Origin of the sequence: Anaerocolumna aminovalerica (assembly GCF_900115365.1) — a bacterium.
GTDB lineage: Bacteria > Bacillota > Clostridia > Lachnospirales > Lachnospiraceae > Anaerocolumna > Anaerocolumna aminovalerica.
This window is the reverse complement of sequence record NZ_FOWD01000004.1, coordinates 139,039-163,723: the sequence shown is the minus strand read 5'-3', so window position 1 is coordinate 163,723 and position 24,685 is coordinate 139,039. Positions and strand designations below refer to the sequence as shown.

Annotated in this window: 22 protein-coding genes and 1 pseudogene; 1 reads left to right on the top strand and 22 read right to left on the bottom strand. The window is 35.1% G+C overall.

What is annotated here, in order from left to right; translation table 11 throughout:
- Positions 1–18: 18 nt before the first annotated feature.
- The 17 genes and pseudogenes from BM183_RS03840 to mtaB form a co-directional block, all read right to left on the bottom strand.
- Positions 19–1,683, bottom strand: coding sequence for an ABC transporter substrate-binding protein (locus tag BM183_RS03840; RefSeq protein ID WP_091684522.1), 1,665 nt, complete (start codon positions 1,681–1,683; stop codon positions 19–21).
- Between the two features lie 292 nt (positions 1,684–1,975).
- Positions 1,976–2,251 (bottom strand): annotated as a pseudogene (locus BM183_RS03835) (sigma-70 family RNA polymerase sigma factor); the annotation flags it as partial.
- Positions 2,252–3,274: 1,023 nt separating this feature from the next.
- Positions 3,275–4,411 carry a carboxynorspermidine decarboxylase gene (gene nspC / locus BM183_RS03830; RefSeq protein WP_091684518.1) on the bottom strand — a complete coding sequence of 379 codons (1,137 nt, stop codon included), beginning with the start codon at positions 4,409–4,411 and terminating at the stop codon, positions 3,275–3,277.
- A 9-nt stretch (positions 4,412–4,420) separates the two neighbouring features.
- Positions 4,421–5,620 carry a saccharopine dehydrogenase family protein gene (locus tag BM183_RS03825; protein ID WP_091684516.1) on the bottom strand — a complete coding sequence of 400 codons (1,200 nt, stop codon included), beginning with the start codon at positions 5,618–5,620 and terminating at the stop codon, positions 4,421–4,423.
- 278 nt (positions 5,621–5,898) lie between these two features.
- Complete coding sequence (speB, locus tag BM183_RS03820) at positions 5,899–6,744, bottom strand: agmatinase (RefSeq protein ID WP_091684515.1); 846 nt, start codon at positions 6,742–6,744, stop codon at positions 5,899–5,901.
- Positions 6,737–7,585: a polyamine aminopropyltransferase gene (gene speE, locus BM183_RS03815; RefSeq protein ID WP_091684513.1), complete on the bottom strand. Its 849-nt coding sequence runs from the start codon at positions 7,583–7,585 to the stop codon at positions 6,737–6,739. Before speE ends, speB begins: the two co-directional genes overlap by 8 nt.
- A gap of 85 nt (positions 7,586–7,670) precedes the next feature.
- Complete coding sequence (locus BM183_RS03810; RefSeq protein ID WP_091684512.1) at positions 7,671–9,125, bottom strand: aminotransferase class I/II-fold pyridoxal phosphate-dependent enzyme; 1,455 nt, start codon at positions 9,123–9,125, stop codon at positions 7,671–7,673.
- Between the two features lie 248 nt (positions 9,126–9,373).
- A complete protein-coding gene (gene speD, locus BM183_RS03805; protein WP_334292864.1) occupies positions 9,374–10,177 on the bottom strand; it encodes an adenosylmethionine decarboxylase in 804 nt (267 codons plus the stop codon).
- A gap of 153 nt (positions 10,178–10,330) precedes the next feature.
- Positions 10,331–11,566 (bottom strand): peptidase U32 family protein, encoded by a 1,236-nt coding sequence (locus BM183_RS03800; protein ID WP_091684509.1) that lies wholly within the window; start codon positions 11,564–11,566, stop codon positions 10,331–10,333.
- A gap of 173 nt (positions 11,567–11,739) precedes the next feature.
- On the bottom strand, positions 11,740–12,396 hold the full coding sequence (locus tag BM183_RS03795) for an O-methyltransferase (protein ID WP_091684507.1): 657 nt from the start codon (positions 12,394–12,396) through the stop codon (positions 11,740–11,742).
- A gap of 333 nt (positions 12,397–12,729) precedes the next feature.
- The gene (locus tag BM183_RS03790) at positions 12,730–13,137 is read right to left on the bottom strand and encodes an MltG/YceG/YrrL family protein (protein WP_091684506.1); all 408 of its coding nucleotides are present in this window, start codon (positions 13,135–13,137) and stop codon (positions 12,730–12,732) included.
- 67 nt (positions 13,138–13,204) lie between these two features.
- Entirely contained in the window at positions 13,205–14,875 is a 1,671-nt protein-coding gene (locus tag BM183_RS03785; RefSeq protein ID WP_091684504.1) for a ribonuclease J, read from the bottom strand.
- A 97-nt stretch (positions 14,876–14,972) separates the two neighbouring features.
- On the bottom strand, positions 14,973–15,434 hold the full coding sequence (locus tag BM183_RS03780; RefSeq protein WP_091684503.1) for a Fur family transcriptional regulator: 462 nt from the start codon (positions 15,432–15,434) through the stop codon (positions 14,973–14,975).
- 88 nt (positions 15,435–15,522) lie between these two features.
- Positions 15,523–15,792, bottom strand: a complete 270-nt coding sequence (locus BM183_RS03775; protein ID WP_091684501.1) for a DUF1292 domain-containing protein — start codon at positions 15,790–15,792, stop codon at positions 15,523–15,525.
- Positions 15,793–15,806: 14 nt separating this feature from the next.
- Entirely contained in the window at positions 15,807–16,256 is a 450-nt protein-coding gene (gene ruvX / locus BM183_RS03770; RefSeq protein ID WP_091684612.1) for a Holliday junction resolvase RuvX, read from the bottom strand.
- A gap of 198 nt (positions 16,257–16,454) precedes the next feature.
- The gene (locus tag BM183_RS03765; RefSeq protein ID WP_091684610.1) at positions 16,455–16,718 is read right to left on the bottom strand and encodes an IreB family regulatory phosphoprotein; all 264 of its coding nucleotides are present in this window, start codon (positions 16,716–16,718) and stop codon (positions 16,455–16,457) included.
- Between the two features lie 154 nt (positions 16,719–16,872).
- Complete coding sequence (gene mtaB / locus BM183_RS03760; RefSeq protein WP_091684498.1) at positions 16,873–18,222, bottom strand: tRNA (N(6)-L-threonylcarbamoyladenosine(37)-C(2))-methylthiotransferase MtaB; 1,350 nt, start codon at positions 18,220–18,222, stop codon at positions 16,873–16,875.
- Between the two features lie 297 nt (positions 18,223–18,519).
- On the opposite strand from mtaB, the gene BM183_RS03755 reads away from it, so the two are divergent.
- The gene (locus tag BM183_RS03755) at positions 18,520–18,753 is read left to right on the top strand and encodes an HPr family phosphocarrier protein (protein ID WP_091684497.1); all 234 of its coding nucleotides are present in this window, start codon (positions 18,520–18,522) and stop codon (positions 18,751–18,753) included.
- Between the two features lie 175 nt (positions 18,754–18,928).
- Here the strand turns inward: BM183_RS03755 and thiI are convergent, their stop codons facing one another.
- The 5 genes from thiI to dnaJ all read right to left on the bottom strand — a co-directional run bounded on the left by thiI (position 18,929) and on the right by dnaJ (position 24,591).
- The gene (thiI, locus tag BM183_RS03750; protein ID WP_091684609.1) at positions 18,929–20,104 is read right to left on the bottom strand and encodes a tRNA uracil 4-sulfurtransferase ThiI; all 1,176 of its coding nucleotides are present in this window, start codon (positions 20,102–20,104) and stop codon (positions 18,929–18,931) included.
- Positions 20,105–20,274: 170 nt separating this feature from the next.
- The gene (locus BM183_RS03745) at positions 20,275–21,435 is read right to left on the bottom strand and encodes a cysteine desulfurase family protein (protein WP_091684495.1); all 1,161 of its coding nucleotides are present in this window, start codon (positions 21,433–21,435) and stop codon (positions 20,275–20,277) included.
- A gap of 82 nt (positions 21,436–21,517) precedes the next feature.
- Positions 21,518–22,261: a 16S rRNA (uracil(1498)-N(3))-methyltransferase gene (locus BM183_RS03740; protein WP_091684494.1), complete on the bottom strand. Its 744-nt coding sequence runs from the start codon at positions 22,259–22,261 to the stop codon at positions 21,518–21,520.
- Between the two features lie 234 nt (positions 22,262–22,495).
- Positions 22,496–23,449, bottom strand: a complete 954-nt coding sequence (gene prmA / locus BM183_RS03735) for a 50S ribosomal protein L11 methyltransferase (RefSeq protein WP_091684492.1) — start codon at positions 23,447–23,449, stop codon at positions 22,496–22,498.
- A 2-nt stretch (positions 23,450–23,451) separates the two neighbouring features.
- The gene (gene dnaJ / locus BM183_RS03730) at positions 23,452–24,591 is read right to left on the bottom strand and encodes a molecular chaperone DnaJ (RefSeq protein ID WP_091684491.1); all 1,140 of its coding nucleotides are present in this window, start codon (positions 24,589–24,591) and stop codon (positions 23,452–23,454) included.
- Between the last annotated feature and the right edge of the window lie 94 nt (positions 24,592–24,685).

The window sequence follows — 24,685 nt, the reverse complement described above, 5'->3', positions numbered from 1 at the left end:
CCCCTGCCCCTTTCTGTATTATTCTGCTATTTCCCATTCATGTACATTGAGAAACGTACCATATACATCAGGAACCGCATTTTGAAGACGATTGCTTTTTGCACCAAGAGCGCTGATAATATATGCAGAAATCATTGGAACTTCCTTTTGTACATAAGTGTCTATCGTCAGATACAAATTTTTTATTTCTTCATTGTCCTTAACTGTCTGGGTTTTAACAAGAGCAGCTGCGACTTCTTCATTATAATATCCGGTCCAGCCATCTTTAGACAAAAGCCAGTCTACGTCTGTATAGGGATCTACTGGAGTAAAAGTATATTGCACTGCCATAATATCAAATTCTCTGCTACCTGCTACTGACATTAATGTTGATAAATCAACGGTATTAACTTTCAAATTAATTCCTATTTCCGCTAACTGTGCAGTATAAAAACTGGCAACCTGGGTAAATGTAGTATCCCCGCTGTTTACATAGAAAGTATATTGAGTGGAAGGATCCCATCCATCTGCTTCTGCTTCTTTTACTAAAGCTGCAGCCTTTTGGGGATTATATTCCGTAGGCTTTAAGCTGCTATCATAGAAAGGACCGGCACTTGCAAGGAATCCATCCACGATTTCTCCATTTCCTTTTAGAATTTCATTCAATATGATTTCTCTATCAATTCCATAAAGTATTGCCTGACGAATTCGAACATCCCTAATATTATCTGTATTAATGAAAATTGATTGATTCGTAACCGGAGTTCCTTCAAATACGGTTATATTACTTAAAGCTTCCACAGATTCATAATCTTCCTGTAATATTACTCCCATTGTCTGTTGAACCAGATCAATTTCACCTGACTGAAGTCCTGCAAGAAGCTGGCTGGAAGTCACCACTTTAATATTTAAGCTTTTAATCTTAGGAGAACCTTTCCAATAGTTATCATTTGCCACATAAGTTACATAATGATTCAAATCAAAATCAGTAATAAAATAAGGTCCGCTTATTACATTTGGTGTATTAAACCATTTATAAGTCAATAAATCTTCTTTAGGAACACTTCCCAGTATATGCTCCGGTAAAATTAAAATATATCTTCCATAAGTATTATTAAATGCATAAAGAGCCATTTCAGATTTTGTTGTGATTTCAACCGTTTTTTCATTTATTGCTTTGATTCCACTGATTTCCTCTGCGCCGGTCTCTACATATCCATCATCTCCAATACCTTCAATCTTATATATGGACATACCTGTGTTACCCACTTCCGGACTTGCCCAGCATAAAAAACTAAATAACACATCCTTTGATGTAATTGGTGTACCATCAGACCATGTTGCATTTTCATCCAGTTTGATAGTAAAATGCTTATTATCTTCTGTTGTAATTTCTTTTGCTATTTGTGCTTCAAATTCCAGATTTTTATTTAGCTCTATCAGAGAAAGAAAGGAAAGAGAAGCAGCATATTTTACGACTTCTGTACCGTCTTGAAGTAATGGATTTAGGGAACCTATAGTATCTGTTACTCCTATATTCACAATATTTCCAGAGTTTCCTCCCTCTGTATTTGCTCCATTGTCATGGTCTGCAGTTAAATTGCCAACTGAATTATCTGCATTTTTCTTTCCACAAGCTGTTAATGCAACCATTGCTGCAGTTATTAGTAATAAAGCTATTCTTCTACTACTATTTTTTTTCATACAATCCTCGATTCCGCGCTTTAGCGCCTTTTAATAGCCTATCTCCTTAATTTAAAATTCTTTTAGAGTACATATTCAAAATTCTATTTTCAAAGATTTTTCTATATTCATACTATGTTTATATGAATAGTATGAATAAGATTATAACTCCATACTTCGTTAGTGTCAACAAATTTGATGAATATTTTACCATAAAACCAATTTATAACTCATATAAGAAAAAAGCTTCCCTATTATCATTAAATTTTAAGGAAACCTTTTTTACTAACTAGTTTTAATTACCGCCAATGTGCAAAAGTGCATTATCAATACATCGGGATGCGTAAGTAGCAAGTCTTATACCTTTATCTGAATCAAAGGTGTCTATTGCTTTGATCAGTCCGATTGTGCCAATCGATATCAGGTCATCTATGTCTTTTTCCGCCGTATTATATTTTTTAACAATATGTGCAACCAGACGGAGATTTCTTTCAATTAGGATGTCTCTCGCTTCCTTATTACCTTGTTTACATAGGTTCAAGATATCCGTTTCTTCCTTGGCGCTCAGTGGTTTCGGAAAAGATTTCACTGAATAAGCACCTCATGATTAGAGTTTATTATTAATCTATGTTAGTGGGACCAATTAAGTGCCTTTCCTACAATTTATTCGTAAGATATTTCTTAATACTTTTTGAAGACCATATAAAAATTTGTCTCAGTAGGATGCTTTGCTCTGAAGTTTGTTGTGAAATCTGAAAGTGCTCACTAAGCTTCATAATGACTCAATTTATATATTCAAGGATAACAGGGTGGATATAATTAATTTTGCTAACTTACCCTCGCGGTGGGATTACGCAAATTAATCATGTCCACCCTGTTATCCTAATTTAGTTTGTGGAGTCATTACGAAAGCTTTAATGAGTTCTTTTGGGTTCAATTTATGTTTTGAAGCAAAGCTGTTATTACCGAATTTATTAAACTAGTATGTAGCTTAGCTATAAAACATACTTAATTTTATGCTGTTATAGCTAATAGTCATATTTAATGAAGACTATTAAGGCACTAAATACAATTTTCAATACGGAACTTTATCTCAATGTATAAATTGAACTTGAAGGTTTCGATAAGGCTTTTAATTCTTCTTGAAAAGATATTTGATATTTATGTAGATAGATATAGAAATTTTTAAAGGAAGAACCTATTATGTTTATTATATGGAAAGAAAAGTTATTGTCTAATAGAGAAATTATATAAATTTGTTTGATAGAGAGTATAATTATTTTATAAACAGCTTTTGCCTCACTACGTAATTTTAAAATAATTCGGTAACAACAGCTTTGCTCTACAGCATAAATTAAAATCAGAAAATGCTTATTAGCCTTTAGTAATGACTCACGTAAACTAAATTAGGATAACAGGGTGTATATAATTAATTTTGCGTAATCCGGCCGACAGGGTAAGGTAGCAAAATTAATTATATACACCCTGTTATCCTTGAACATGTAAATTGAGTCATTATGAAAGCTTTAAATAAGCATTTTCTGGGTTCCAGACAAACTATAAAGCAAAGCGTCCTGCTGCGAAAACTTTTTATCCTTACAGGAAAAAGAATCTAAGATAACCTCATCTTAAAGTCTTCATAGCCGAATTGCTTGATTAACTGCATTCCTTTTTCTTCACTATATAGTGCAATTGCAGGTAATCCAATTCCATTAAAGGTATTGTTTTTTACCATGGTATAGATAGCCATATCACAAAAAACCAAAGTATCTCCAGGCTTTAATGGTTCTTTAAAGGAATAATCTCCTATTATATCACCTGCTAGGCAGGTAGGCCCGCCAAGTCTGTAGGTATATTGATATTCTCCCGGTTGGCCTGAATCGATTATATCAGGGCGGTAGGGCATCTCTAATACATCCGGCATGTGGCAGGCTGCTGAAGTGTCCAGTATAGCAAGGTCTATGTCATTGTGCAGGGTATCTAATACTTTAGCAACCAAATATCCGGAATTTAGGGCTACTGCCTCACCGGGCTCTAAATAAACCTCCACGCCGTATTTCTCTTTCATAAACTTAATAGAGCGAATCAATGTATCCAAGTCATAATCCGGTCTGGTAATATGGTGTCCGCCACCAAAATTGATCCATTTGCATTTAGCAATGTATTTGCCGAATTTTTCATCTACCACCTTAACGGTGCGCTCCAATACATCGGAATTTTGTTCACACATGGTATGAAAATGAAGTCCATCAATGCCCTCCATTTCTTCCGGTTCAAATTGAGATAGAGTGACACCTAATCTGGAACCAGTAAAACATGGATTATACATGTCTGTTTCTATTTCAGAGTATTCCGGATTGATTCGGATACCGCATTCTAGCTTTCTGTCTGTTTCCTTTACCTTGTTTCTATACTTTTTCCATTGGGAAAAGGAATTAAATACAATATGGTCACAAATAGATAGGATTTCATTCATTTCCTCTTCTTTATAAGCCGGAGAGAAAATATGCACTTCACCTTCCATTTCTTCTTTTCCAAGCCTTGCTTCAAATAAAGAGCTTGCAGTTGTTCCCTGTAGGTATTTTCCTATTAAAGGATAAGTAGCAAACATGGAAAAAGCCTTTTGTGCCAGCAGTATTTTGCAGCCAGTCTGATCTGATACGTATTTTAATATCTCTAAATTTTTCTTTAGAAGTCTTTCATCTACTATATATGAAGGTGTAGGTAAATTTGTAAAATCTATATTCATTGTCACTTCCTATTCTACTAAATCAGGATTAAAGCTTTCTTGCCAAGGTAATCCAAATTTATTCAATGCCTCCATAAATGGATCCGGATCAAATTCTTCAATGTTGAATACTCCTGGTTTCTTCCACTTACCAGTCATTACCATCATGGCGCCAATCATGGCAGGAACACCGGTAGTATATGATATTGCCTGGGAACCCACTTCCTTGTAACACTCTTCGTGATCGCAGACATTATATACATAGTAGGTCTTTTCTTTTCCGTCTTTGATGCCTTGGAAGATACATCCGATATTCGTCTTTCCTTTTGTTCTTGGTCCTAAGGATGCCGGATCTGGCAATACTGCCTTTAAGAATTGCAAAGGTACAATTTTGTGACCTTCAAATTCAATTGGTTCAATAGAAGTCATTCCCACGTTCTCAAGACATTTTAAATGAGTTAAATAATTTTGCGAAAATGTCATCCAGAAACGAATCTTCTTAATTCCTTTCATATTTAAAGCAAGAGATTCCATTTCTTCATGATGTAATAAATACATATCTTTTTCACCGATTTCAGGGAAGTTATATACTCTTTTAATGGACATAGGCTCTGTTTCAATAAACTTACCATTTTCAAAATAACTTCCGTTAGCAGTTACTTCTCTGATATTGATCTCCGGATTAAAGTTTGTTGCAAATGGATATCCATGGTCTCCTGCATTTGCATCCAGAATATCTATCTGATGTATTTCATCAAAATGATGCTTCATAGCATAGGCTGAGAATACACCGGTAACACCAGGGTCAAATCCGCTTCCAAGCAAAGCGGTTATACCTGCTTCCTTGAATTTATCTCTATATGCCCACTGCCATTTGTATTCAAACTTTGCAGTATCTATCGGTTCATAGTTAGCAGTATCCACATAGTCTGTTTTTGTTGCAAGGCAAGCATCCATAATTGTTAAGTCTTGATAAGGCAGAGCAACGTTAATAACGATATCCGGTTTAAAACTGTTAATTAATGCAATTACTTCTTCTGTTTTATCTGCATCTACCTGGGCAGTTGTAATTTTTGTTTTTCCGCCTTGTAATTTTTCTTTTAATTCATCACACTTTGATTTGGTTCTGCTTGCAATACAGATTTCTTCGAATACCTCAGAATTTTGGCAACATTTATGAACAACAACACCGGCAACTCCGCCAGCACCAATAATTAACGCTTTTCCCATATAATTTATCTCCTTTACGTTATTTCTTTTATGTTATTAGGTTTTCATGTAATAAGCTTCAAGTATATCAATACAGTTTTTATGGCTTTCTAGCACTTTTAAATCTGATTTTAGCGCTTTGACTTACTTACCTGTCACACACACTGCCTCGACACACCCTACTTATTTTAGGCCTTTACCTAAATTAAATTGAACCTGACAAAATCTTCGTTTCTGTCTGAGATGCTATCCACTTTTGCAAATAAGTAATTAAATATATATTTGCAAAAGCTATATTTTTATACCAACAATAAAAGTATCTCTCTAACCAGCTTACAAGCCAGTGCAGTAGATGCTCCACTTTGGTCATATATAGGCGATAATTCATTCATATCAAGCCCCACGATATTTAGTTTACTTACTTTCCTCACAGCACTTAATAAATCAAGGAAAGTCACACCGCCTGCTTCCGGTGTTCCTGTTCCCGGGAATGCACTTGGATCCAGAACATCCAGATCAATGGTAAAGTATACCGGTTTCCCTTTTAGACTTTCAATAAGTTCTTCTAAGCCTTCAAATGTAAACTTGGTAGTTTTCACATGGTCTTTGCCCCACCTAAACTCTTCTCGGTCACCACTTCTGATGCCAAATTGAAAGATTTTATTATCTCCTACTAAATCCCAGCATCTTCTCATAACGGATGCATGAGACAGGGTTTCCCCTAAGTAATCATCTCTTAAATCAGCATGAGCATCAAAATGAATGATGTGCAAATCTTCATATACCTTTACTGCAGCACGTACGGCACCTAAGGTTACAAGATGTTCTCCCCCAATCATAAAGGGAATCTTACCGTCTTTTATAATCTGTGAAGAAAATTCTTCAATATCCTTCAAAGCTCTTCCAGGATTACCAAAAGTCAGCTCTAAATCACCGCCATCAAATATCTTATAATCGGTTAAATCCTTGTCCAGGTATGGGCTGTAGGTTTCAATGCCAAAACTTTCGTTGCGTATGGCTGAACTTGCAAATCTTGTACCGGGGCGATAGGAAGTGGTACTGTCAAAAGGTGCTCCAAACAGTACTATTTTACTTTCTTCATATTCTCTGTCACAGCCAATAAAGGTATGAACATTTTTATTCATCTTCTAATTGCTCCTTTACATAATTAGGTAAGGCGAATGCTCCTATGTGTAAGTCTGTATTATAATATTTTGTTTTTATTCCCAATTCGTTCCACCTTCCGGTGTCTAAATCCTGTATGGGATCGTATTTTTTCGATGCGAACCCAAATAACCAGTGTCCTGATGGATAAGTAGGAATATGTGCCTGATAAACTTTTGCTATCGGAAAGCATTCCTTTATTCTTTGATGTGCCCGTTTCATGGAAACTGCATAAGATTCATAATAAACACTTTCATGTTGGTTTACCAGAATTCCTGTTTCATTTAATGCTTTATAGCAGTTGCCGTAGAATTCTTTGGTGAATAAACCTTCACCAGGTCCGAAAGGATCTGTAGAATCGACAAGGATTAAATCGTACTCTCCTTCTTTTCTTCGGACGAATTTCAGACCATCTTCAAAGTACAGATGAACTCTCTCATCCTCCAGTCCACAAGCCGTAAAGGGCAGAAATTCCTTACAGACCTTTACTACATCTTCATCTATTTCTACCATATCAATATGTTCTATGGTTTCATAACGGAGGAGCTCACGCACTGTCCCTCCATCTCCCGCTCCAATAACTAATACCTTTCTGATATTCGGATTTGTAGCCATTGGAATATGGGTAATCATATCATGGTAAATAAACTCATCTTTTTCTGTAACCATTAGATATCCATCTAAGGTTAGGATTCTTCCAAAGCCTTTTGATTCAAATACATCAATTCTTTGAAAATCACTTTTAACACTGGCTAGCTGCCTGTCAATCTTTATAGAGAACTGGGCATATTTCGAGTGTTGTTCCGTATACCATAGATCCATAGGTTATCCTCCTTTATGTTTTTGTCATGTGAGTTTATCTTGTCATGCAATATGGCTCCAATTCACTCTACAATAACAAGAAATATTATCTCAAAACAACATTAATGTTTTCAACATTCATATCCTCTGTACCTGTTAGAAAACTTCCCTTTTCCTTGGCATATTGAATATACTGTATTACTTCTTCCGTAATTCTTTCACCTGGGGCTAATATGGGTATTCCCGGGGGATAACACATAACAAATTCACCGCAGATTTCACCAATGCTGTCTTGTATAGGCAAGGATTTTTTAACACTATAGAAGGCTTTTTGCGGAATCATGGCAACATCAGGATTGATGTATTCATGGTCTAACATTCCCGATATATCATCTTTTCCATATAATCTTTTAATTTCTGACAAGGAGGCAATTAGTCTCTCAATTTCGAATTCTCTATCACCAGCGGATACAATGGCAAGGAAATTGCTGATATCACCGAATTCAACCTGAATACCGTATTCATCCCGCAGCAAGTCATAAACTTCAACACCGGCAAGTCCCACTTTTCTGGTATGAACCGATAATTTGGTGGGATCAAAGTCATAGGTAGTATCTCCATCCATGATTTCCTCGGCAAATGCATAATATCCGCCCAGTTTATTAATTTCTCCTCTTGCATACTTTGCAAGCTCTACTGTTTTTTTAAATATTTCTTTTCCCTTTAGACTTAGGTTCTTTCTGGCTATATCCAGTGAAACCATAAGCAAATAAGACCCGCTTGTTGTTTGGGTAAGATTAATTATCTGCCTAACGTAATCAGGATTTACACCTTCTCCACATAATAAGAAGGAACTTTGGGTTAAAGACCCACCTGTTTTATGCATACTTACAGCCGCCATATCCGCTCCGGCTGCCATTGCCGATACAGGCATATTCTCACCAAAATAAAAGTGTGTACCATGTGCTTCGTCTACAAGAACTTTTATATTATGTCTATGGGCAACCCTTACAATTTCTCTTAAATTTGAACAGATTCCATAGTAAGTGGGGTTGTTTACAAGGATTGCCTTTGCCTCCGGATTCTCTTTGATAGCTTTTTCCACTTCTATTACGGACATGCCCAAAGGGATTCCTAAGTTTTTATTCACACCGGGATTCACATACACCGGTACTGCACCACACACAACCAGCGCATTAATTGCACTTCTATGCACATTTCGAGGCATAATGATTTTGTCCCCTGCTTTGCAGACTGACATAACCATGCCTTGTACGGAAGCAGTGGTTCCATTTACAATAAACAGAGCCGCTTTTGCTCCAAAGGCATCTGCTGCAATTTCTTCAGCTTCTTTAATTACTGAAACAGGATGCGTAAGGTTGTCTAAAGGTTTCATAGAGTTTACATCTAATTTTAAACACTTTTCTCCCAGGAAATCGGTTAATTCTTTATTGCCTCTTCCTCCTTTATGTCCGGGCACATCAAATGGGACTACACGATTCAATTTATGTCTTTGAAGCGCCTCGTGTATAGGCGCCTTTTGCTGTAAAAGTATATTCATTTATCACCCATACCTTTCAATACATGAGTTTATTTTCCGGTATAAACTCATAGAAAAGTTGGAAATATATATAAGCACTATCTATTCCAACATATATTAACTATAATAAACATATGTGAATACACTATCTCTGTCTCTTATTGGTATTCATCTCTGCAATATTAGAATCATTTATTCAATATTTTTCTTACGTAAATTCAAATATAAACACAAATTTTCAATGTAAACATAACATTATTGAAAATTATCTAGTATATATTCATGCCGCTAAATATTTCAATCATTTCTTTTCGAAGGCTATTGGTTATCTCCAGCCTTTGTTTTGGCGGCAATTCATAGACATCTTTATTGAAAAGATAATTCTGCAGCTCAATCTCTTTAATGAGCATTTTCGTATGAAAAATGTTTGATTGATACACATTCACGTCAATTGCATCATATTTTTTTAAGGTACTATCGTCAATATAATCTTGAATAGAAGTAATATCATGATCAATATAGAACTTTTTACCTTCAACATCTCTGGTAAATCCTCTGACTCTATAATCAATTGTAATAATATCAGAATCAAAGCTACCAATTAAATAATCCAGCGTATTCAGTGGCGATATCTCACCACAGGTAGATACATCAATATCTACACGAAAAGTGGAAATAGAATTATCCGGATGATACTCTGGAAAAGTGTGGACTGTAACATGACTCTTATCCAAATGAGCATGTACAAAATTACCTTGCTCAATGTGATATTTTCCCTGATTGCAAGATTCATCAATATTCTCCGGAGAAAGTTTTTCTTCTGCAATTAAAATATTAACAGAGGCTCCCTGAGGATCATAATCCTGCTTGGAAATATTTAATACCTGTGCACCAATCTTGTCTGTTACGTCACATAAGATTTTTGTTAATCTTTCTGAATTATATTGCTCATCAATGTATGCAATATAATCCCTTTGCTCTCTCTCACTTTTTGCATAGCAAACATCATAAATGTTGAAGCTAAGTGTTTTTGTGAGGTTGTTAAAGCCATACAAAGTCAGCTTTTTCTCCAACCCTAACATCACAACCTTTCTGTATAATAATTCGGCTTATTGTAGCACGTTTAAACATAAAATGCAATGAAATATAGTAAATTTTAATATATTTTTTGTTTACAAAAGGACCCTTTAACCATTAAATAAATTGGTTAAAGGGTCCTTATTATTTTAGTCTTCTTTTCTTCTCAATATATCGTAGATATCCAGTTCTATTCCAAAATCAACAAATATCTTTTGTTTCGGATGAGGGCAGCTATCCATATCTTCACCATTTTCATCCGTAATTCTCTTAACGGCTACAATAAGATTTCTTCCGTCGGGTTTCATTGCTTCAATTTCTTCCCCTACAGCGAATTTATTTCTTTGTTCTAACTCATATAAACCTTCCTCATTCTTTCCATTAATAATTCCAAGGTAAGTATATTCTTTTACATAAGTATTATTATCATATATTTGAGCATCCTCGTCGGGTTTCTGGAAGAAGAAGCCGGTAGTAAATTGTCTGTAGGTACATTTTGATATTTCATCTTTGTAATAAGGAATATTCTCCTGATATTTGGAAGGCGATTCAAAGAAATCATCAATGGCTTTACGATAAGTTCTGGTAACTGCAGCTACATATAAAGCTGTCTTCATTCTGCCTTCTATTTTAAAGCTGTCTATTCCTGCATTGATTAATTCCGGTATATATTCAATCATACATAAATCTTTTGAATTGAAGATATAGGTTCCCCTTTCGTTTTCCTCAATTGGAAGATATTCTCCCGGGCGGGTTTCCTCTACAATATGGTATTTCCAACGGCAGGCATGAGTACAGGCCCCCCGGTTTGCATCTCTGCCGGTGAAGTAATTACTTAATAAACATCTTCCGGAATAAGCAATACACATAGCTCCATGAATAAAAGTTTCAATCTCTAATTCATCAGGAATATTTTCCCGAATGGATTTAATTTCTTCTAAGGATAGTTCTCTTGCAGATACTACTCTGGTGGCACCCATTCTGTGCCAGAAGCGGTAAGTACCATAGTTCACATTATTTGCCTGAGTACTGATGTGAATATCGATTTCAGGTATTTCTTCTTTTGCTATTTCAAATACACCGGGATCAGAAATAATAACAGCATCCGGTTTAATTTCTTTTAAGTCTTTAAAATACTTTCTGACACCGGACAAATCTTCATTATGAGCAGTGATATTGGCAGTAACATATACCTTTTTGCCATAAGAGTGTGCAAATTCTATTCCTGCTTTCATATCCTCATTACTAAAGTTTTTTGCCTTTGCTCTTAATCCATACATCTCTCCGCCAATATATACCGCATCTGCACCATATAGAATTGCGGCTTTTAAAACTTCTAAATTGCTGGATGGTATTAATAGCTCCGGTTTTTTATATTCTCTCATATTTACACCAATTATATATTACATATGTATACAGATATAAGACTCTGTGGCATATATAATATTTCCACAAAAAACGTTGAAAGAAATGTATTGTGGTATCCTTTCTATATCTCTATTTTCTTTCAACCTCTGAAAAAAGCGTATTAATTGTATCTCACACGCTCCTTTCACTGTTACTTTATTCTAACACTTACCGTTACCCCATCTCCTACAGGAACTATTGAAGTTTCCATTTCCTCCATATGGGTTAAAGTAAATAAATATTCTCTCATTCTTGAATGAATGGTTCGATCTCTTCTTGTAATACTATAGCGGGACTCTGCTACTGTTCCATCCTGAAGCACATTATCCGTTATCAGCACTCCCCCAATAGGTAATAGCTTCATAACTTCCGGTAAAAAGTTCATATATTGTGCCTTTGCAGCATCCATAAAGATAAAATCAAAAGCAAATGGTTCACTTTTTGCAAGATTACTTAATATTATTAAAGCATCTCCCTCTAGCAATGTGACTTTTTCTCCTAGGTTAGCTTCCATAAAATTCTTTTTTGCCTTTTCAAGACGCAGCGGCATCTTCTCTATAGTGGTAATAGAGCAGCCCTCCGGCATATATTCACTCATGAAAAGAGACGAAAAGCCAACTGCTGTTCCCACTTCCAGAATTCTTTTCGGCTGTTTCATGGATATGAGTACCTTTAAAAATGTCTGCGTTTCTTTCCTTATAATCGGAATACTTTCCATTAAAGCTGTTTTCTCAAGTTCCCTTAAATAAGGCGGTAATTCCTGAACTAAGGAATTCATGTAATCTGTAATTCTTTCGTCAACTATCATGGTATGCTCCCTGTTATAAAACAAGAAAATACTTTGGTATGTTATACCACTAATTTGCCTTGTTTTTATGATTTATGAACAAAGGGCGAATCGTTTCAGATTGACTACGATTCGCCTCTTATTTTAACCTCATTCAGGCAAGTCCTTACCCCCGCTTTCAGAAGCGGGGGTAAGGACTTGCCTGTTTCAGCAGGAGTTCAAGCTCCTGCTGAAATGCCACGTAGTGGCAATGAGGTTATGAGCAAGTAGCGTAAGCGGATAACTTGCCTCCAGGCAAGTGGGAATATCCGCTTTGACTACTGTCTTTCGGTTTCGTCAACAATTTAAGCTTATCTATTCCACCGCTTCTTCCGTTTCATCTGTGGACGGAACCGTGATAATAGAAAATATCTCATCATAGGTCATGGAAGTATTTACAGTGTAAACACCTGGCATAATAACATACTTCTTAAGTTTGGCTTTCACATAAAAAGAGTATTTATTTACGATTACCCTGTTTACTTCCAGCTTGCTTGCTACATTCATTGTAGATTCACCTTTTCTAATTTGAATCTCCACATCTCGTCCTGGTGCTTCTTCTTTAGTCACCTGTCCAAAGATTTGATAGGTAAAGTTATAAGTTAACTGACTAATCTTAGCTATAAAATAAATAATCGCTATATAAAATATAATATTAAGCAACATACGAATTATGAAACTAAGTATTTTTAATGCATTTTGTGATGTGGACTTAGAAGCCATACTTGCCATCTCCTTTTAAGTATAATATGCCATCCCCCTATAATTGATTTTCTATTATACCTTTTATTTATACTTCCATAATGATTGGTAATATCATAGGATTTCTCTTTGTTCTCTTCCATAAATAATCACTTAGGGAATCCTTTACTTCAGTTTTGATTTTACCCCAATCAGAAGTGTTCTTGTTTAAACATCTTTCCAAAGCACTATATACAACCTCTTTGGCATCATCCATAAGGTTTTCTGATTCTCTAACGTATACAAATCCTCTGGATACAATATCAGGTCCTGAAAGAATCTGATTTGAATATTTTTCCAAAGTAACTACTACTATAATTAAACCGTTTTCTGCCAGATGCTGTCTGTCACGAAGTACAATGTTACCTACGTCACCAACACCAAGTCCGTCTACCAGTACTCCCTGCGCAGGAACTTTACCAGCTATACCGGCTTTCTCCTTTGACATTTCTAACACATCTCCGGAAGATATAATAAATACATTTTCTTTTGGTATTCCCATGGTTTGTGCCAGTTCTGCGTGTTTCATCAGATGCCTGTATTCACCATGAATGGGCACTGCATATTGAGGTTTCGTTAAAGCATAAATCAGCTTAACTTCTTCCTGGCAGGCATGACCGGATACGTGAGTATCCTGGAATATAACCTTAGCTCCCTTCATGGATAATTCATTGATTACCTTTGATACTTGTTTTTCATTTCCCGGAATCGGATTGGAACTAAAGATTACCGTATCTCCCGGCTTAATGGTTACTTTTTTATGAATGGAAGCTGCCATTCTGGATAACGCGGCCATGGATTCTCCCTGACTGCCTGTTGTTATTAAAGTTAACTGTTCATCAGGATAATTCTTCATTTGTTCAATATCAATGAGAATATTATCTGGTATATTAATGTAGCCTAATTCCTGTGCAATTGAGATAATATTAACCATACTTCTTCCCTCAATTACTACTTTCCTTCCAAACTTTGCGGCTGAATTAATAATTTGTTGCACTCTGTCTACGTTGGAAGCAAATGTGGCTACTATAATTCTGCTTCTTACATTATCAGCAAATATATTATCAAATACCTTACCTACCGTTTTTTCTGACATAGTAAAACCAGGTCTTTCAACGTTGGTACTGTCACAAAGTAAAGCTAATACACCTTTTTTACCCAGTTCACCAAAACGTTGCAAATCAATAATATTACCGAATACAGGTGTGTAATCTACCTTAAAGTCTCCGGTATGCACAATAGTCCCTGCAGGTGTAAAAATTGCAAAAGCCGCTGCATCCGATATACTGTGATTGGTTCTGATAAATTCGATTCTAAAACAACCTAAGTTGATAGATTGTCCATATTTAATAACTTTTCTTTTTGTGGTTTTTAAAAGATTATGCTCTTTGAGTTTATTTTCAATAATACCAATGGTTAACTTTGTACCATATATAGGAACATTAATATCTCTTAATACATATGGTAAAGCACCAATGTGATCTTCATGTCCATGTGTTATAACAAAACCTTTTACCTTATTAATATTTTCTTTCAGGTAGGTAACATCTGGTATAACCAAATCGATTCCTAACATTTCATCATCTGGAAAAGATAGACCGCAGTCTACAACGATAATACTGTCTTCGTATTCAAATGCAGTCATATTCATTCCTATTTGTTCAAGTCCTCCTAAGGGAATTATCTTGACTCCCTTTATGTCTGTTATCTGTTCATTCAAAAGATTGCACCTCCAATGGTTAGTTTATGTAATATTGTCCATTATATTTACAGTGCACTCCTTATTTAATTAGATTATAATTCAAATGATTTCACATTCATTCACCCTGATTCTTTTTTTGGCATTCTCTACAGTATCCATACAATTTAACTTCGTGATCTACGATTTTAAAATCCATGGAATCCTGAATCCTTGTTTCCAAGGTTTCTAACATATCGTCCTGAAACGTAAATACATTACCACAATCAAGACAGATTAAATGATGATGATGGTGTATTGTGGCATCATCTCCATGATGACCTATTTCATAACGCACATAACCATCACCTAAATTTAATTTGTCTATTAGGTTTAACTCAGATAATAATTGAATTGTTCTATAAACTGTTGCTAATCCAATATCGGGATTCTCCTGTTTTACACATTCATATATTTCTTCAGCAGTTAAATGTTCATCTGGTCTGTCTTCCAACGTCTCAAGTATTAATATTCTCTGGGTTGTAACCTTAAGCCCTTTTTGTCTTAACAACATTTTAAATCTTTCTTGATTATCAGGCATTCTTATCACCTTCCCGGTTTCCTTTTGATAAATCATTTAAATTCTTGTAATCTAATTGAATAGTTCGCACTAATTATAATCAAATTTATTATTCTGTTTCTATTTGAACATCATCTAATAACTCTTCAAATATTTTAGCAATTGCTTCCAACTCTTTTTCGTCTTCTACCACATCATAAACAGCTGATTCATCTGTATCCGCCGATAAATCTTTTAATATATAAGCATTGCCTACTTCATCATTATCATCAGCATCCGTAACCAAAAGATAGGTTTTACCATTTAATTTAGTCTGTTCTAATACATGAAATTCAACAGTTTCATTATTGTCAGTAGTAAAAACAACTTTATTATCCATTATTTCGCTCCTTGCTATTCACTATCTTCCTGATTTTCTTTTTGCTGACTCAGCAAATCTAAATACCCTTGTAAAATTAATACAGCGGCTATTTTATCCACTACTTTCTTTCTGTCTTTTACTTTTACATCACCAAGATCCAAAATCTGATGAGCAGCTACTGTGGTAAGCCTTTCATCCCATAAAATAACTTCCAAGCCGGTTCTTTTTCTTAATTTTTCTGCAAATTCTTCCGATTTAATTGCCCGTTCACCAATGGTATTATTCATATTCTTGGGATAGCCTAATACAATACGCCCTACATCATACTCTTTTATCAATTCCTCTATTCTCGCCAAAGTTTGCCGTAACTTATTCTCCTGTTTCCGATGAATAGTCTCGATTCCCTGTGCGGTTATTAACAGCTCATCACTAATGGATACTCCAACTGTGACAGAGCCGTAATCCAATCCCATTATTCTCATATATATACCTATTGCAATACACATCTGCTTGCAGAATACTACTCTGCTCCGCTTCAGATATGTGTTACTCTGCTTTCAGATTTCTATTCTGTTTACAGATGACTGCTCTGCTTACAGATAATTTACTTTGCTCCCAGAGGGTTGCTAGTTTACAGGTGTAATACTTCCTTAGAATCCTTTTCATACTTTCTTTTACAATTACTTCACTACATTGTGTTTAATATAATTGGTTAATAATTCTTCCAGAATTTCGTCTCTCTCAACTTTCATAATCAAACTTCTAGCGCCTTTATGGCTTGTTATATAGGTGGGATCTCCTGACATAATATATCCCACAATTTGATTAATTGGATTATATCCCTTTTCCTTCATTGCAATATATACCGTTGATATAATATCTCTTACCGAAATTTCATTTTCTTTCTGCACTTTAAAATATTGTGTATGATTCATTTCCTGCATTTCATCACGTCCTTCTTTTAACATAATGGTTAGAAATCCATATATATATTCTATTTATTTGATATTATCAAAAGAATAAATATTTAAATCTAACTCAATAATTATGATTACGCACATTGTATTATATCTATATTAATATAAATCAAATGAAATTTCAATCCATTATTTCACAGAACATAATTTCTTTTGTAAGATCTTTTATAACATTCACGGTTACAATTTGGTTAATCAAAGATTTTTCAGCATTTATTGCCAACTTTACATATCTTTCATTATGCCCGATTTGATATTGTTTACCGTCAATTTCAATAATTTCTTCTACTAAAATTCTTTCACTTTTACCAATGAAGGAACTGTGATAGTCTTCCATCATTTTTGCATTCAAATCAATAAGAATATTACTACGTTCCGCTTTTATCTCTTCTTTCACCTGATCAGGCATACTATAAGCTCTGGTACCGTTTCTCTTGGAGTATTTAAAGACATGCATTTGAGCAAAAGCAACTTTTGCTAAGAATTGTTTCGTTTCATTAAACTCCTCTTCTGTCTCTCCGGGAAATCCTACTATCACATCGGTAGTAATAGCCGGATTATCAAAATATTTTCTTAAAAGTTCACATTTTTCAAAATACTCTTTTGGGGAATATTTACGGTTCATTCGTTTTAAAGTTTCATCTGAACCACTTTGCAAAGATAAATGAAAATGAGGACAGAATTTTTTATTAACAGCTAAAGTCTTGGCAAAATCTTCAGTAATTATTCTTGGTTCTAAAGAACCTAGACGAATTCTTTCCAAACCTTCAATTGTACTTAAGTTTACAATAAGAGCTAACAGCTTTGATTCTTTTCTTTCATCCAAATCAATACCATAGGAAGTTAAGTGTATTCCGGTTAAAACAATTTCTTTATAACCTTTCGTAACAAGATTTTGTACTTCTTCCATAATAGATTCTTCGTCCCTGCTTCTTACCCTGCCTCTTGCGTAAGGAATGATACAATAAGAGCAAAATTGATTACATCCATCTTGAATCTTAATATAAGCACGTACCTTTTCTGTTACCGACTCTATCATAAGTGGTTCATATTTAGCTTCTATGCTCAAATCTATAACCGCTTCATCTTCTATATTCTTACCCTGATTATATTCTTTTAATATATCTATGATTTTATTTTTTTTGTTGTTTCCAATAACTATGTCAATGGCGTCATCCTGTTCCAACACGTCTTTTGCTGCCTGAACATAACAGCCAACTGCAATAACGGTGGCATTTTCATTTAATTTTCTTGCTCTATGAAGCATTTGCCTGGACTTACGGTCTGCAATATTGGTAACGGTACAGGTATTAACTACATAAACATCTGCTTTTGAATCAAAATCAACAACCTGATAATCTTCATCTTCAAACAACTTCTGCATAGCTTCTGTCTCATAAGAATTAACCTTACAACCCAAAGTTAAAAAAGCTACCGTTTTTCCATTTTTATCAAAATGATTATTATTCATAGGAATCCTTTCTAAACATAAAACCTTCTGCAAAATTCTATATAACAATATGTCTTCTTTTAACCTTTCGGTTATGACATCTGCCTCGGTGCCTCAAAACAGCCTTCTTCTATTCCAACTCCCTTATTTCAATTACAAAATTTTACATGTATTATATTGGTAATTACTATAATTTGATATATTATAGGTTGGATTTTTTATCTACTTTGTATATTGACTTTTTATGGTCTAATATGTAGTATATAACTTATAAATGCTATAAAATCAATCCTAAAAACTAATTAAAGGAGGATCATTATGAAGACCGTAAAAATTTCGCTAAACTCAATTGATAAAGTAAAATCCTTTGTAAATGAAGTTACAAAATTTGATACAGATTTTGATTTAGTATCCGGTAGATACGTAATTGATGCAAAATCTATAATGGGTATCTTCAGTTTGGATTTATCAAGACCAATTGATTTAAATATTCACAACGAAGAAAACGTTAATGAAATCTTAGAAAAACTAAGTCCGTATATCGTTGAATAATGTTTAATTGTTTGTTACTTATGGAGGATACTACCGTATCCTCTTTTTTTTGTGTTCATAAATATGTCTTCTAAATCACGATCCAACAAGTACATTAATTGGGATAGTATATACATAACATCTGGCATATACTATCCCAGTTTCACTATATAACAGGCAGCATTCCGGTCAGAATCTAATCTACAAGAACAATCTCCCTTGAATCTAATGCAGTTTTAACCATCTCATCTATTTTTTCTTCCAGTGATTTTTCAGAGTGATGAATTACCTTTAAACTTGGTTTTGTTACCGGATGTTTCGCAACAAATATGGTGCAGCAATCTTCAAATGGAAGAATAGAAGTTTCATAGGTATTGATTTTCTCAGCAATATCTACAATATCCTGTTTATCAAATGCTATCAGCGGACGATAAACCGGCAAATTACATACTTCATTTGTTGCAGCTAAACTATGAAGTGTCTGGCTTGCAACCTGACCGATACTTTCACCTGTAATCAATCCAAGACAGCCCGATTCTTCTGCAATCTGTTCTGCTATCCTCATCATATATCTTCTCATAATAATGGTTAACTCATCATGAGGACATTTATCATATATATACAACTGAATATCTGTAAAATTAACGATATGAAGTTTTATAGGACCGGTATATCTAGAAATCAATCTTGCCAAATCCACTACCTTTTGTTTTGCTCTTTCACTGGTATATGGAGGTGCATGAAAATAAACGGCATCTATAGTAACACCTCTTTTGGAAATCATATAACCTGCAACAGGACTGTCAATTCCACCTGATAAAAGAAGCATCGCTTTACCATTGGTTCCAACAGGCATACCCCCTGGACCTGGTATTACTTCCGAATATACATAAGATTTGTTCCTAACTTCCACCATAATACGCACAGAAGGATTATGAACGTCTACTTTCATTTCCGGAAAACGCTTTAGCAAATAAGCTCCCATTTCAATACATATCTCCGGAGAAGTCATAGGATAATTTTTATCTCCCCGTTTTGCTTCCATCTTAAAGGTAAAGTTTCTATCTTCATACCTTGCCTCTACGTAATCGCCTACTGCCTTGGTCAATGGTTCCCATTCTATGGTATCTATAATCATTACAGGACATATTTGTGCGATACCAAATACCCTTTGTAGGGCCTCTACCGTTTCTTCATAATCATAATCTTCCGGACATTCAATATAGATTCTGCCTTGTTCTTTTGTTACCATGTAATTACCGAGATTTTTTAAAGAGTTCTTAATCTGGTCTCTCAGGGCATTCTCAAATAAATATCTGTTCTTACCTTTAATACCTATTTCTGCATATTTTATTAAAAATGCTTTATACATACTTTCCTCTTTTCCTGTATATAAAATATTTTCTAGCTCCCACTGCATGCTGTACCTGCCTGCAAATGCAGCACTGCAACAAATCAAGGTGTAAATTATGTATTTCAATAATTTACACTACGCTAATTTAACTATCATTACCAAAATATTATTTTCGTTTATAAAATGCATTAATGTCTTCTGAATCTTCTTAAAACAGGTAATAATTCTTTCAGCATATCCACCGTATACCCGATTTCTTTCATGTTTGTATTGACAGAAAAACTAAATCTTATTGTGGCATCCAACAAATCATCTCTTACTCCAATTGCCTTTAATGTGCCACTGAGAGCAGGATGATTAGAGGAGCATGCAGAACCGGAAGATACATAGATGCCCTTTTCTTCTAATGCGTGTAATAAAACTTCACTTCTAATTCCTTCAAAGCTAGCGCTAACAATATGAGGTGCAGAATCTTCTAATTTGTCTCCCGCTCCATTTATGGTTACACCTTCTATTTGACTGACTTCTTCTATAAAAGATTTTTTTATATGATACAGATTTTTGATTTTATCCTCATGATTCTCATAAATTTCTTTTACCGCCTGTCCAAGTCCAGCTATAGCCGGAACATTTTCTGTGCCGGAACGCATACCTTTTTCCTGTCCCCCGCCATATAATATAGGCTTTATCTTTATTTTATCTTTTATATACAGGAATCCGCTTCCTTTCGGTCCATGAATCTTATGCCCGCTGACAGACAACAGATCAATTCCTTCTCTTTTTGGATATATATTATATTTACCAAATGCCTGAATGGCATCTACATGTAAAATAACATTAGGATTTTTTGCTTTTACTTTTTTTGATATTTCACTGATATTTTGTACGGAACCAATCTCATTATTTACATACATAATAGATACCAGTATAGTATCTTCCTTTACTGCACTTAGTAATTCCTCCGTTATGACTTTTCCATAGGAATCTACTGGTACATAAGTTATCTGAAAACCATTCTCTTCAAGGAATATAAGTGGGTTATGAACGGAAGAATGTTCAATTCCGGTTGTAATGATATGGTTGCCCCTTCTTTTATTGGCTAAAGCGGTACCAATTAAAGCCATATTATTGGATTCTGTGCCACCGGAGGTAAATATAATCTCTTTGGGTTCCACTTTCAGTCTCTTTGAAATAATATCTTTTGCATCCCGTATATACCGTTCTGCTTCCATTCCCTTTAAGTGTTTGGAGGAGGGATTACCATAATCCATACTTAAAGTTTCTATCATAATATCTTTTACCGAATCAAATGCCCTTGTAGTTGCGGCATTGTCCAAATATGCTTCCATACTTTCCTCTTCTCTAATACTAATCAATACTTCTATACCATTTATAAAGAATCTCTTATATATTGCGGATGAGATATCCTTGTCAGCCCAGTTCCATCTGTAACATAATCATAGATAAGATAGTAAGTCCGGCAGTTTCCGTTCGCAAAATTCTTCTTCCTAAAGTTATGGGTAGAACACCTGCCTCTAAAGCTTGTCCGATCTCTTTTTCTTCAAATCCACCTTCCGGTCCGATAAAGATTCCCACTGACTGTCCACTTTTTATACTTTGTATAATTTCCTTGGTTTCATTTATGTCATCTGCATTTTCATATGGAATTATTTTAATATCCATATTCTTTGCGTAATCTAGCGATTCTTTAAAACTCATAGTTCCTGATACCGTGGGTATGATTCCCCGATTGGATTGTTTTGCCGCACTTGTTGCAATTAACTGCCAGCGTTCTACTTTCTTGTCTTCCTTCTTTTTATCTTCTAATTTTACAACGGTTCTTTGTGTCATAACAGGAATAATTTCAAAAACACCAAGTTCTACTGCTTTTTGAATGATTAATTCCATCTTATCCTTTTTAGGAAGTCCCTGAAATAAATATATTTTCCCATCCAATTCTGTATCCGTGTTACAGACTTCTTCAATAGAGACTATAATTTCGTCCTTAGATTCGCTATCTATTATACAATAGAAGTCTTTCCCTTGTCCATTACAAATTATTAGTTTCTCACCAGTCCGCATCCGTAATACATTTTTTATGTGATTTACGTCTATGCCTTTAATGGTGATAAATTCTTCACCTATTTGATCTTGATCTACATAGAAACGGTACATCCCAAGCACCTGCCTTCCTTCGCAATTAATATTTTATACAGTAATTTTGCAAAGCTGAATTCTATTACATTTATTAAAGAAGCTGTCAGAAAACAATAAACTGCCACTCTAAGAGCGTAAGTTCAGCTGTGCCGAATTCTATGCTAGAGAATCCCAATTTTACAAGATTCATCCCTTAAATTTGGCACAGCTGAATTTATGCTCAGAATGACAGTTTGCAACAGTTTTGTAAAACTACTTCTGCGCTACAATAGAAACCCAGTCACCCATTTCATTTATTTCTAATATTTGAAAACCGTTTTTTAAAATTGCTTCCTTTACCTGCTCCTTCTTCATGTTTATGATTCCGGAACTGATAAATACGCCGCCCGGTTTCATGTGTTTTCCGATCTCAGCAGAAAGGGGAATAATAACATCCGCCAATATGTTTGCTGCAACAACATCGTAACATTCAAAACCTACTTGTTTTTGAATACTTTCATCGCATATAATATCTCCACTAATAATGGTTAAAACATCATCCGAAATATGGTTTACTTTTGCATTTTCATAGGCGGCTTTTACTGCATTAGGATCAATATCCGTTCCGAATACGGAAAAAGCTCCCAGCTTTGCTCCGATAATGGATAGAATTCCACTTCCGCAGCCTACATCTAACAATTTTGTTTCCGAATTAACATACTTTTTCAAACCACTGATACATAATTTGGTAGTCTCGTGAGCACCGGTACCAAAAGCAGTACCCGGATCGATTTCAATGATAAGGTCCTTATTCGAAACATTATTAAGAGGTTCCCAGGTTGGTTTAATTACAATATTATCATCTACACGAAATGGTTTAAAAAATTCTTTCCAGTTATTGATCCAATCTACATCTTCTGTTTCGGAGACCATAATTTTTCTGCTTCCCACATCCACGAATTCAGCTAATTCATCTAAGCCCTCCTGGATTTTAGCTATAGTCTCTTCCACATCTTCGCCTTCATTCAAATAAAAGCTTATAGCAGCGGTTTTATCTTCTTCATCTACTTCAGGCAGTATGTCAATGAACATAGCTTTTTTCTCTTCTTCTGTAATTGGAACATTATCTACTATTTCAATACCTTCAAACCCCAAGTCCGTTAACATATTACTAATAAGTTCTTCCGCTTCCGACATGGTTTTTAAAGTTAATTTTGTCCATTTCATTGTTATTTACCAAAGAATTTCTTCTTTCCTTTTTCCTTTTCTTTTTCGTGTTCCGGTTCCACGCTTTTACCGTTCATTGCATCATCAAATTTTTGCAATAACTCCTTTTGCTCGTTGGTTAATTTCATCGGTACCTGAACTACTAAAGTAACATAATGGTCTCCACGTACCTGTTTATTACGAAGTGTAGGTACACCTTTACTTCTTAAACGTACTTTGGTATCCGTTTGGGTACCCGGTTTTACTGTATAAATAACATCTCCGTCTACCGTATTAATGCGGATATCACCGCCCAGGGTCGCCTGAGCAAAAGAAATAGGTACAGTAGAATAAATGTCATAGTCCTGTCTTTGGAAGATTGGATGTCTGCTTACGGTAACTTCTACCAGTAAATCTCCTCTTTCGCCGCCATTGATTCCAGGTTCCCCTTTTTCACGAATTCTGATACTCTGACCACTATCAATACCGGCTGGTATGGAAACTGCAATCTTCTTTCTCTTGTTCACATAGCCGGAACCATAACAATCCTGACATTTTTCTTTTACTATTTTACCGGTACCACGACAATCCGGGCAGGGTTGAACATTTCTAACCATGCCAAATAAGGACTGCTGGGTATATACAACCTGGCCTTTACCACCGCACTTTGTACAAGTTTCCGGATTGGTACCTGGTTTTGCACCAGTTCCGTGACAGGTAGTACATTCCTCTTTTAAGTTCAAATCTAATTCTTTATCAACACCGGTCACTGCTTCTTCAAATGTGATTCTTACCGCAGCTCTGACATTCGGTCCTTTCATTGGGCCATTATTGCTTCTTCTGCGACCTCCGCCACCAAATAAATCTCCGAAGATATCTCCAAAGATGTCTCCCATATCCATATTGGTAAAGTCAAAGCCGCCACCAGCACCGCCTTCAAATGCAGAATGGCCAAATTGATCATATTGTCTTCGTTTATCCGGATCACTTAATACCGTATAAGCTTCTGAAGCTTCTTTAAATTTAGCTTCCGCTTCTTTATTACCAGGATTGGCGTCCGGGTGATATTGTTTTGCCAATTTTCTATATGCTTTTTTTAGTTCATCATCTGTTGCAGACTTGGAGACCCCCAAGACTTCATAATAATCACGTTTATCTGCCATGATTTTATCTATCCTCCTTGCGAATTTTCTAAGCGAACAAAAACTGCCAAGAAAATTCCCATGTCTATTTCTTGACTTTTAGTCCAAAACTTCA

Excerpts from the sequence above, each read along its gene's own strand:
- BM183_RS03765 (WP_091684610.1), bottom strand. The coding sequence starts at position 16,718 with ATGCAGGAAATGAATCATACACAATATTTTAAAGTGCAGAAAGAAAAT.
- BM183_RS03755 (WP_091684497.1), top strand. The coding sequence starts at position 18,520 with ATGAAGACCGTAAAAATTTCGCTAAACTCAATTGATAAAGTAAAATCC.
- speB (WP_091684515.1), bottom strand. The coding sequence starts at position 6,744 with ATGAATAAAAATGTTCATACCTTTATTGGCTGTGACAGAGAATATGAA.
- speE (WP_091684513.1), bottom strand. The coding sequence starts at position 7,585 with ATGGATCTATGGTATACGGAACAACACTCGAAATATGCCCAGTTCTCT.
- ruvX (WP_091684612.1), bottom strand. The coding sequence starts at position 16,256 with ATGAGAATAATGGGATTGGATTACGGCTCTGTCACAGTTGGAGTATCC.
- prmA (WP_091684492.1), bottom strand. The coding sequence starts at position 23,449 with ATGAAATGGACAAAATTAACTTTAAAAACCATGTCGGAAGCGGAAGAA.
- BM183_RS03745 (WP_091684495.1), bottom strand. The coding sequence starts at position 21,435 with ATGGAAGCATATTTGGACAATGCCGCAACTACAAGGGCATTTGATTCG.
- dnaJ (WP_091684491.1), bottom strand. The coding sequence starts at position 24,591 with ATGGCAGATAAACGTGATTATTATGAAGTCTTGGGGGTCTCCAAGTCT.
- BM183_RS03825 (WP_091684516.1), bottom strand. The coding sequence starts at position 5,620 with ATGGGAAAAGCGTTAATTATTGGTGCTGGCGGAGTTGCCGGTGTTGTT.
- BM183_RS03810 (WP_091684512.1), bottom strand. The coding sequence starts at position 9,125 with ATGAATATACTTTTACAGCAAAAGGCGCCTATACACGAGGCGCTTCAA.
- BM183_RS03840 (WP_091684522.1), bottom strand. The coding sequence starts at position 1,683 with ATGAAAAAAAATAGTAGTAGAAGAATAGCTTTATTACTAATAACTGCA.
- thiI (WP_091684609.1), bottom strand. The coding sequence starts at position 20,104 with ATGTATAAAGCATTTTTAATAAAATATGCAGAAATAGGTATTAAAGGT.
- BM183_RS03740 (WP_091684494.1), bottom strand. The coding sequence starts at position 22,261 with ATGTACCGTTTCTATGTAGATCAAGATCAAATAGGTGAAGAATTTATC.
- BM183_RS03780 (WP_091684503.1), bottom strand. The coding sequence starts at position 15,434 with ATGCCTGATAATCAAGAAAGATTTAAAATGTTGTTAAGACAAAAAGGG.
- BM183_RS03790 (WP_091684506.1), bottom strand. The coding sequence starts at position 13,137 with ATGGCTTCTAAGTCCACATCACAAAATGCATTAAAAATACTTAGTTTC.
- BM183_RS03775 (WP_091684501.1), bottom strand. The coding sequence starts at position 15,792 with ATGGATAATAAAGTTGTTTTTACTACTGACAATAATGAAACTGTTGAA.
- mtaB (WP_091684498.1), bottom strand. The coding sequence starts at position 18,222 with ATGAATAATAATCATTTTGATAAAAATGGAAAAACGGTAGCTTTTTTA.
- nspC (WP_091684518.1), bottom strand. The coding sequence starts at position 4,411 with ATGAATATAGATTTTACAAATTTACCTACACCTTCATATATAGTAGAT.
- BM183_RS03795 (WP_091684507.1), bottom strand. The coding sequence starts at position 12,396 with ATGATAGTTGACGAAAGAATTACAGATTACATGAATTCCTTAGTTCAG.
- BM183_RS03800 (WP_091684509.1), bottom strand. The coding sequence starts at position 11,566 with ATGAGAGAATATAAAAAACCGGAGCTATTAATACCATCCAGCAATTTA.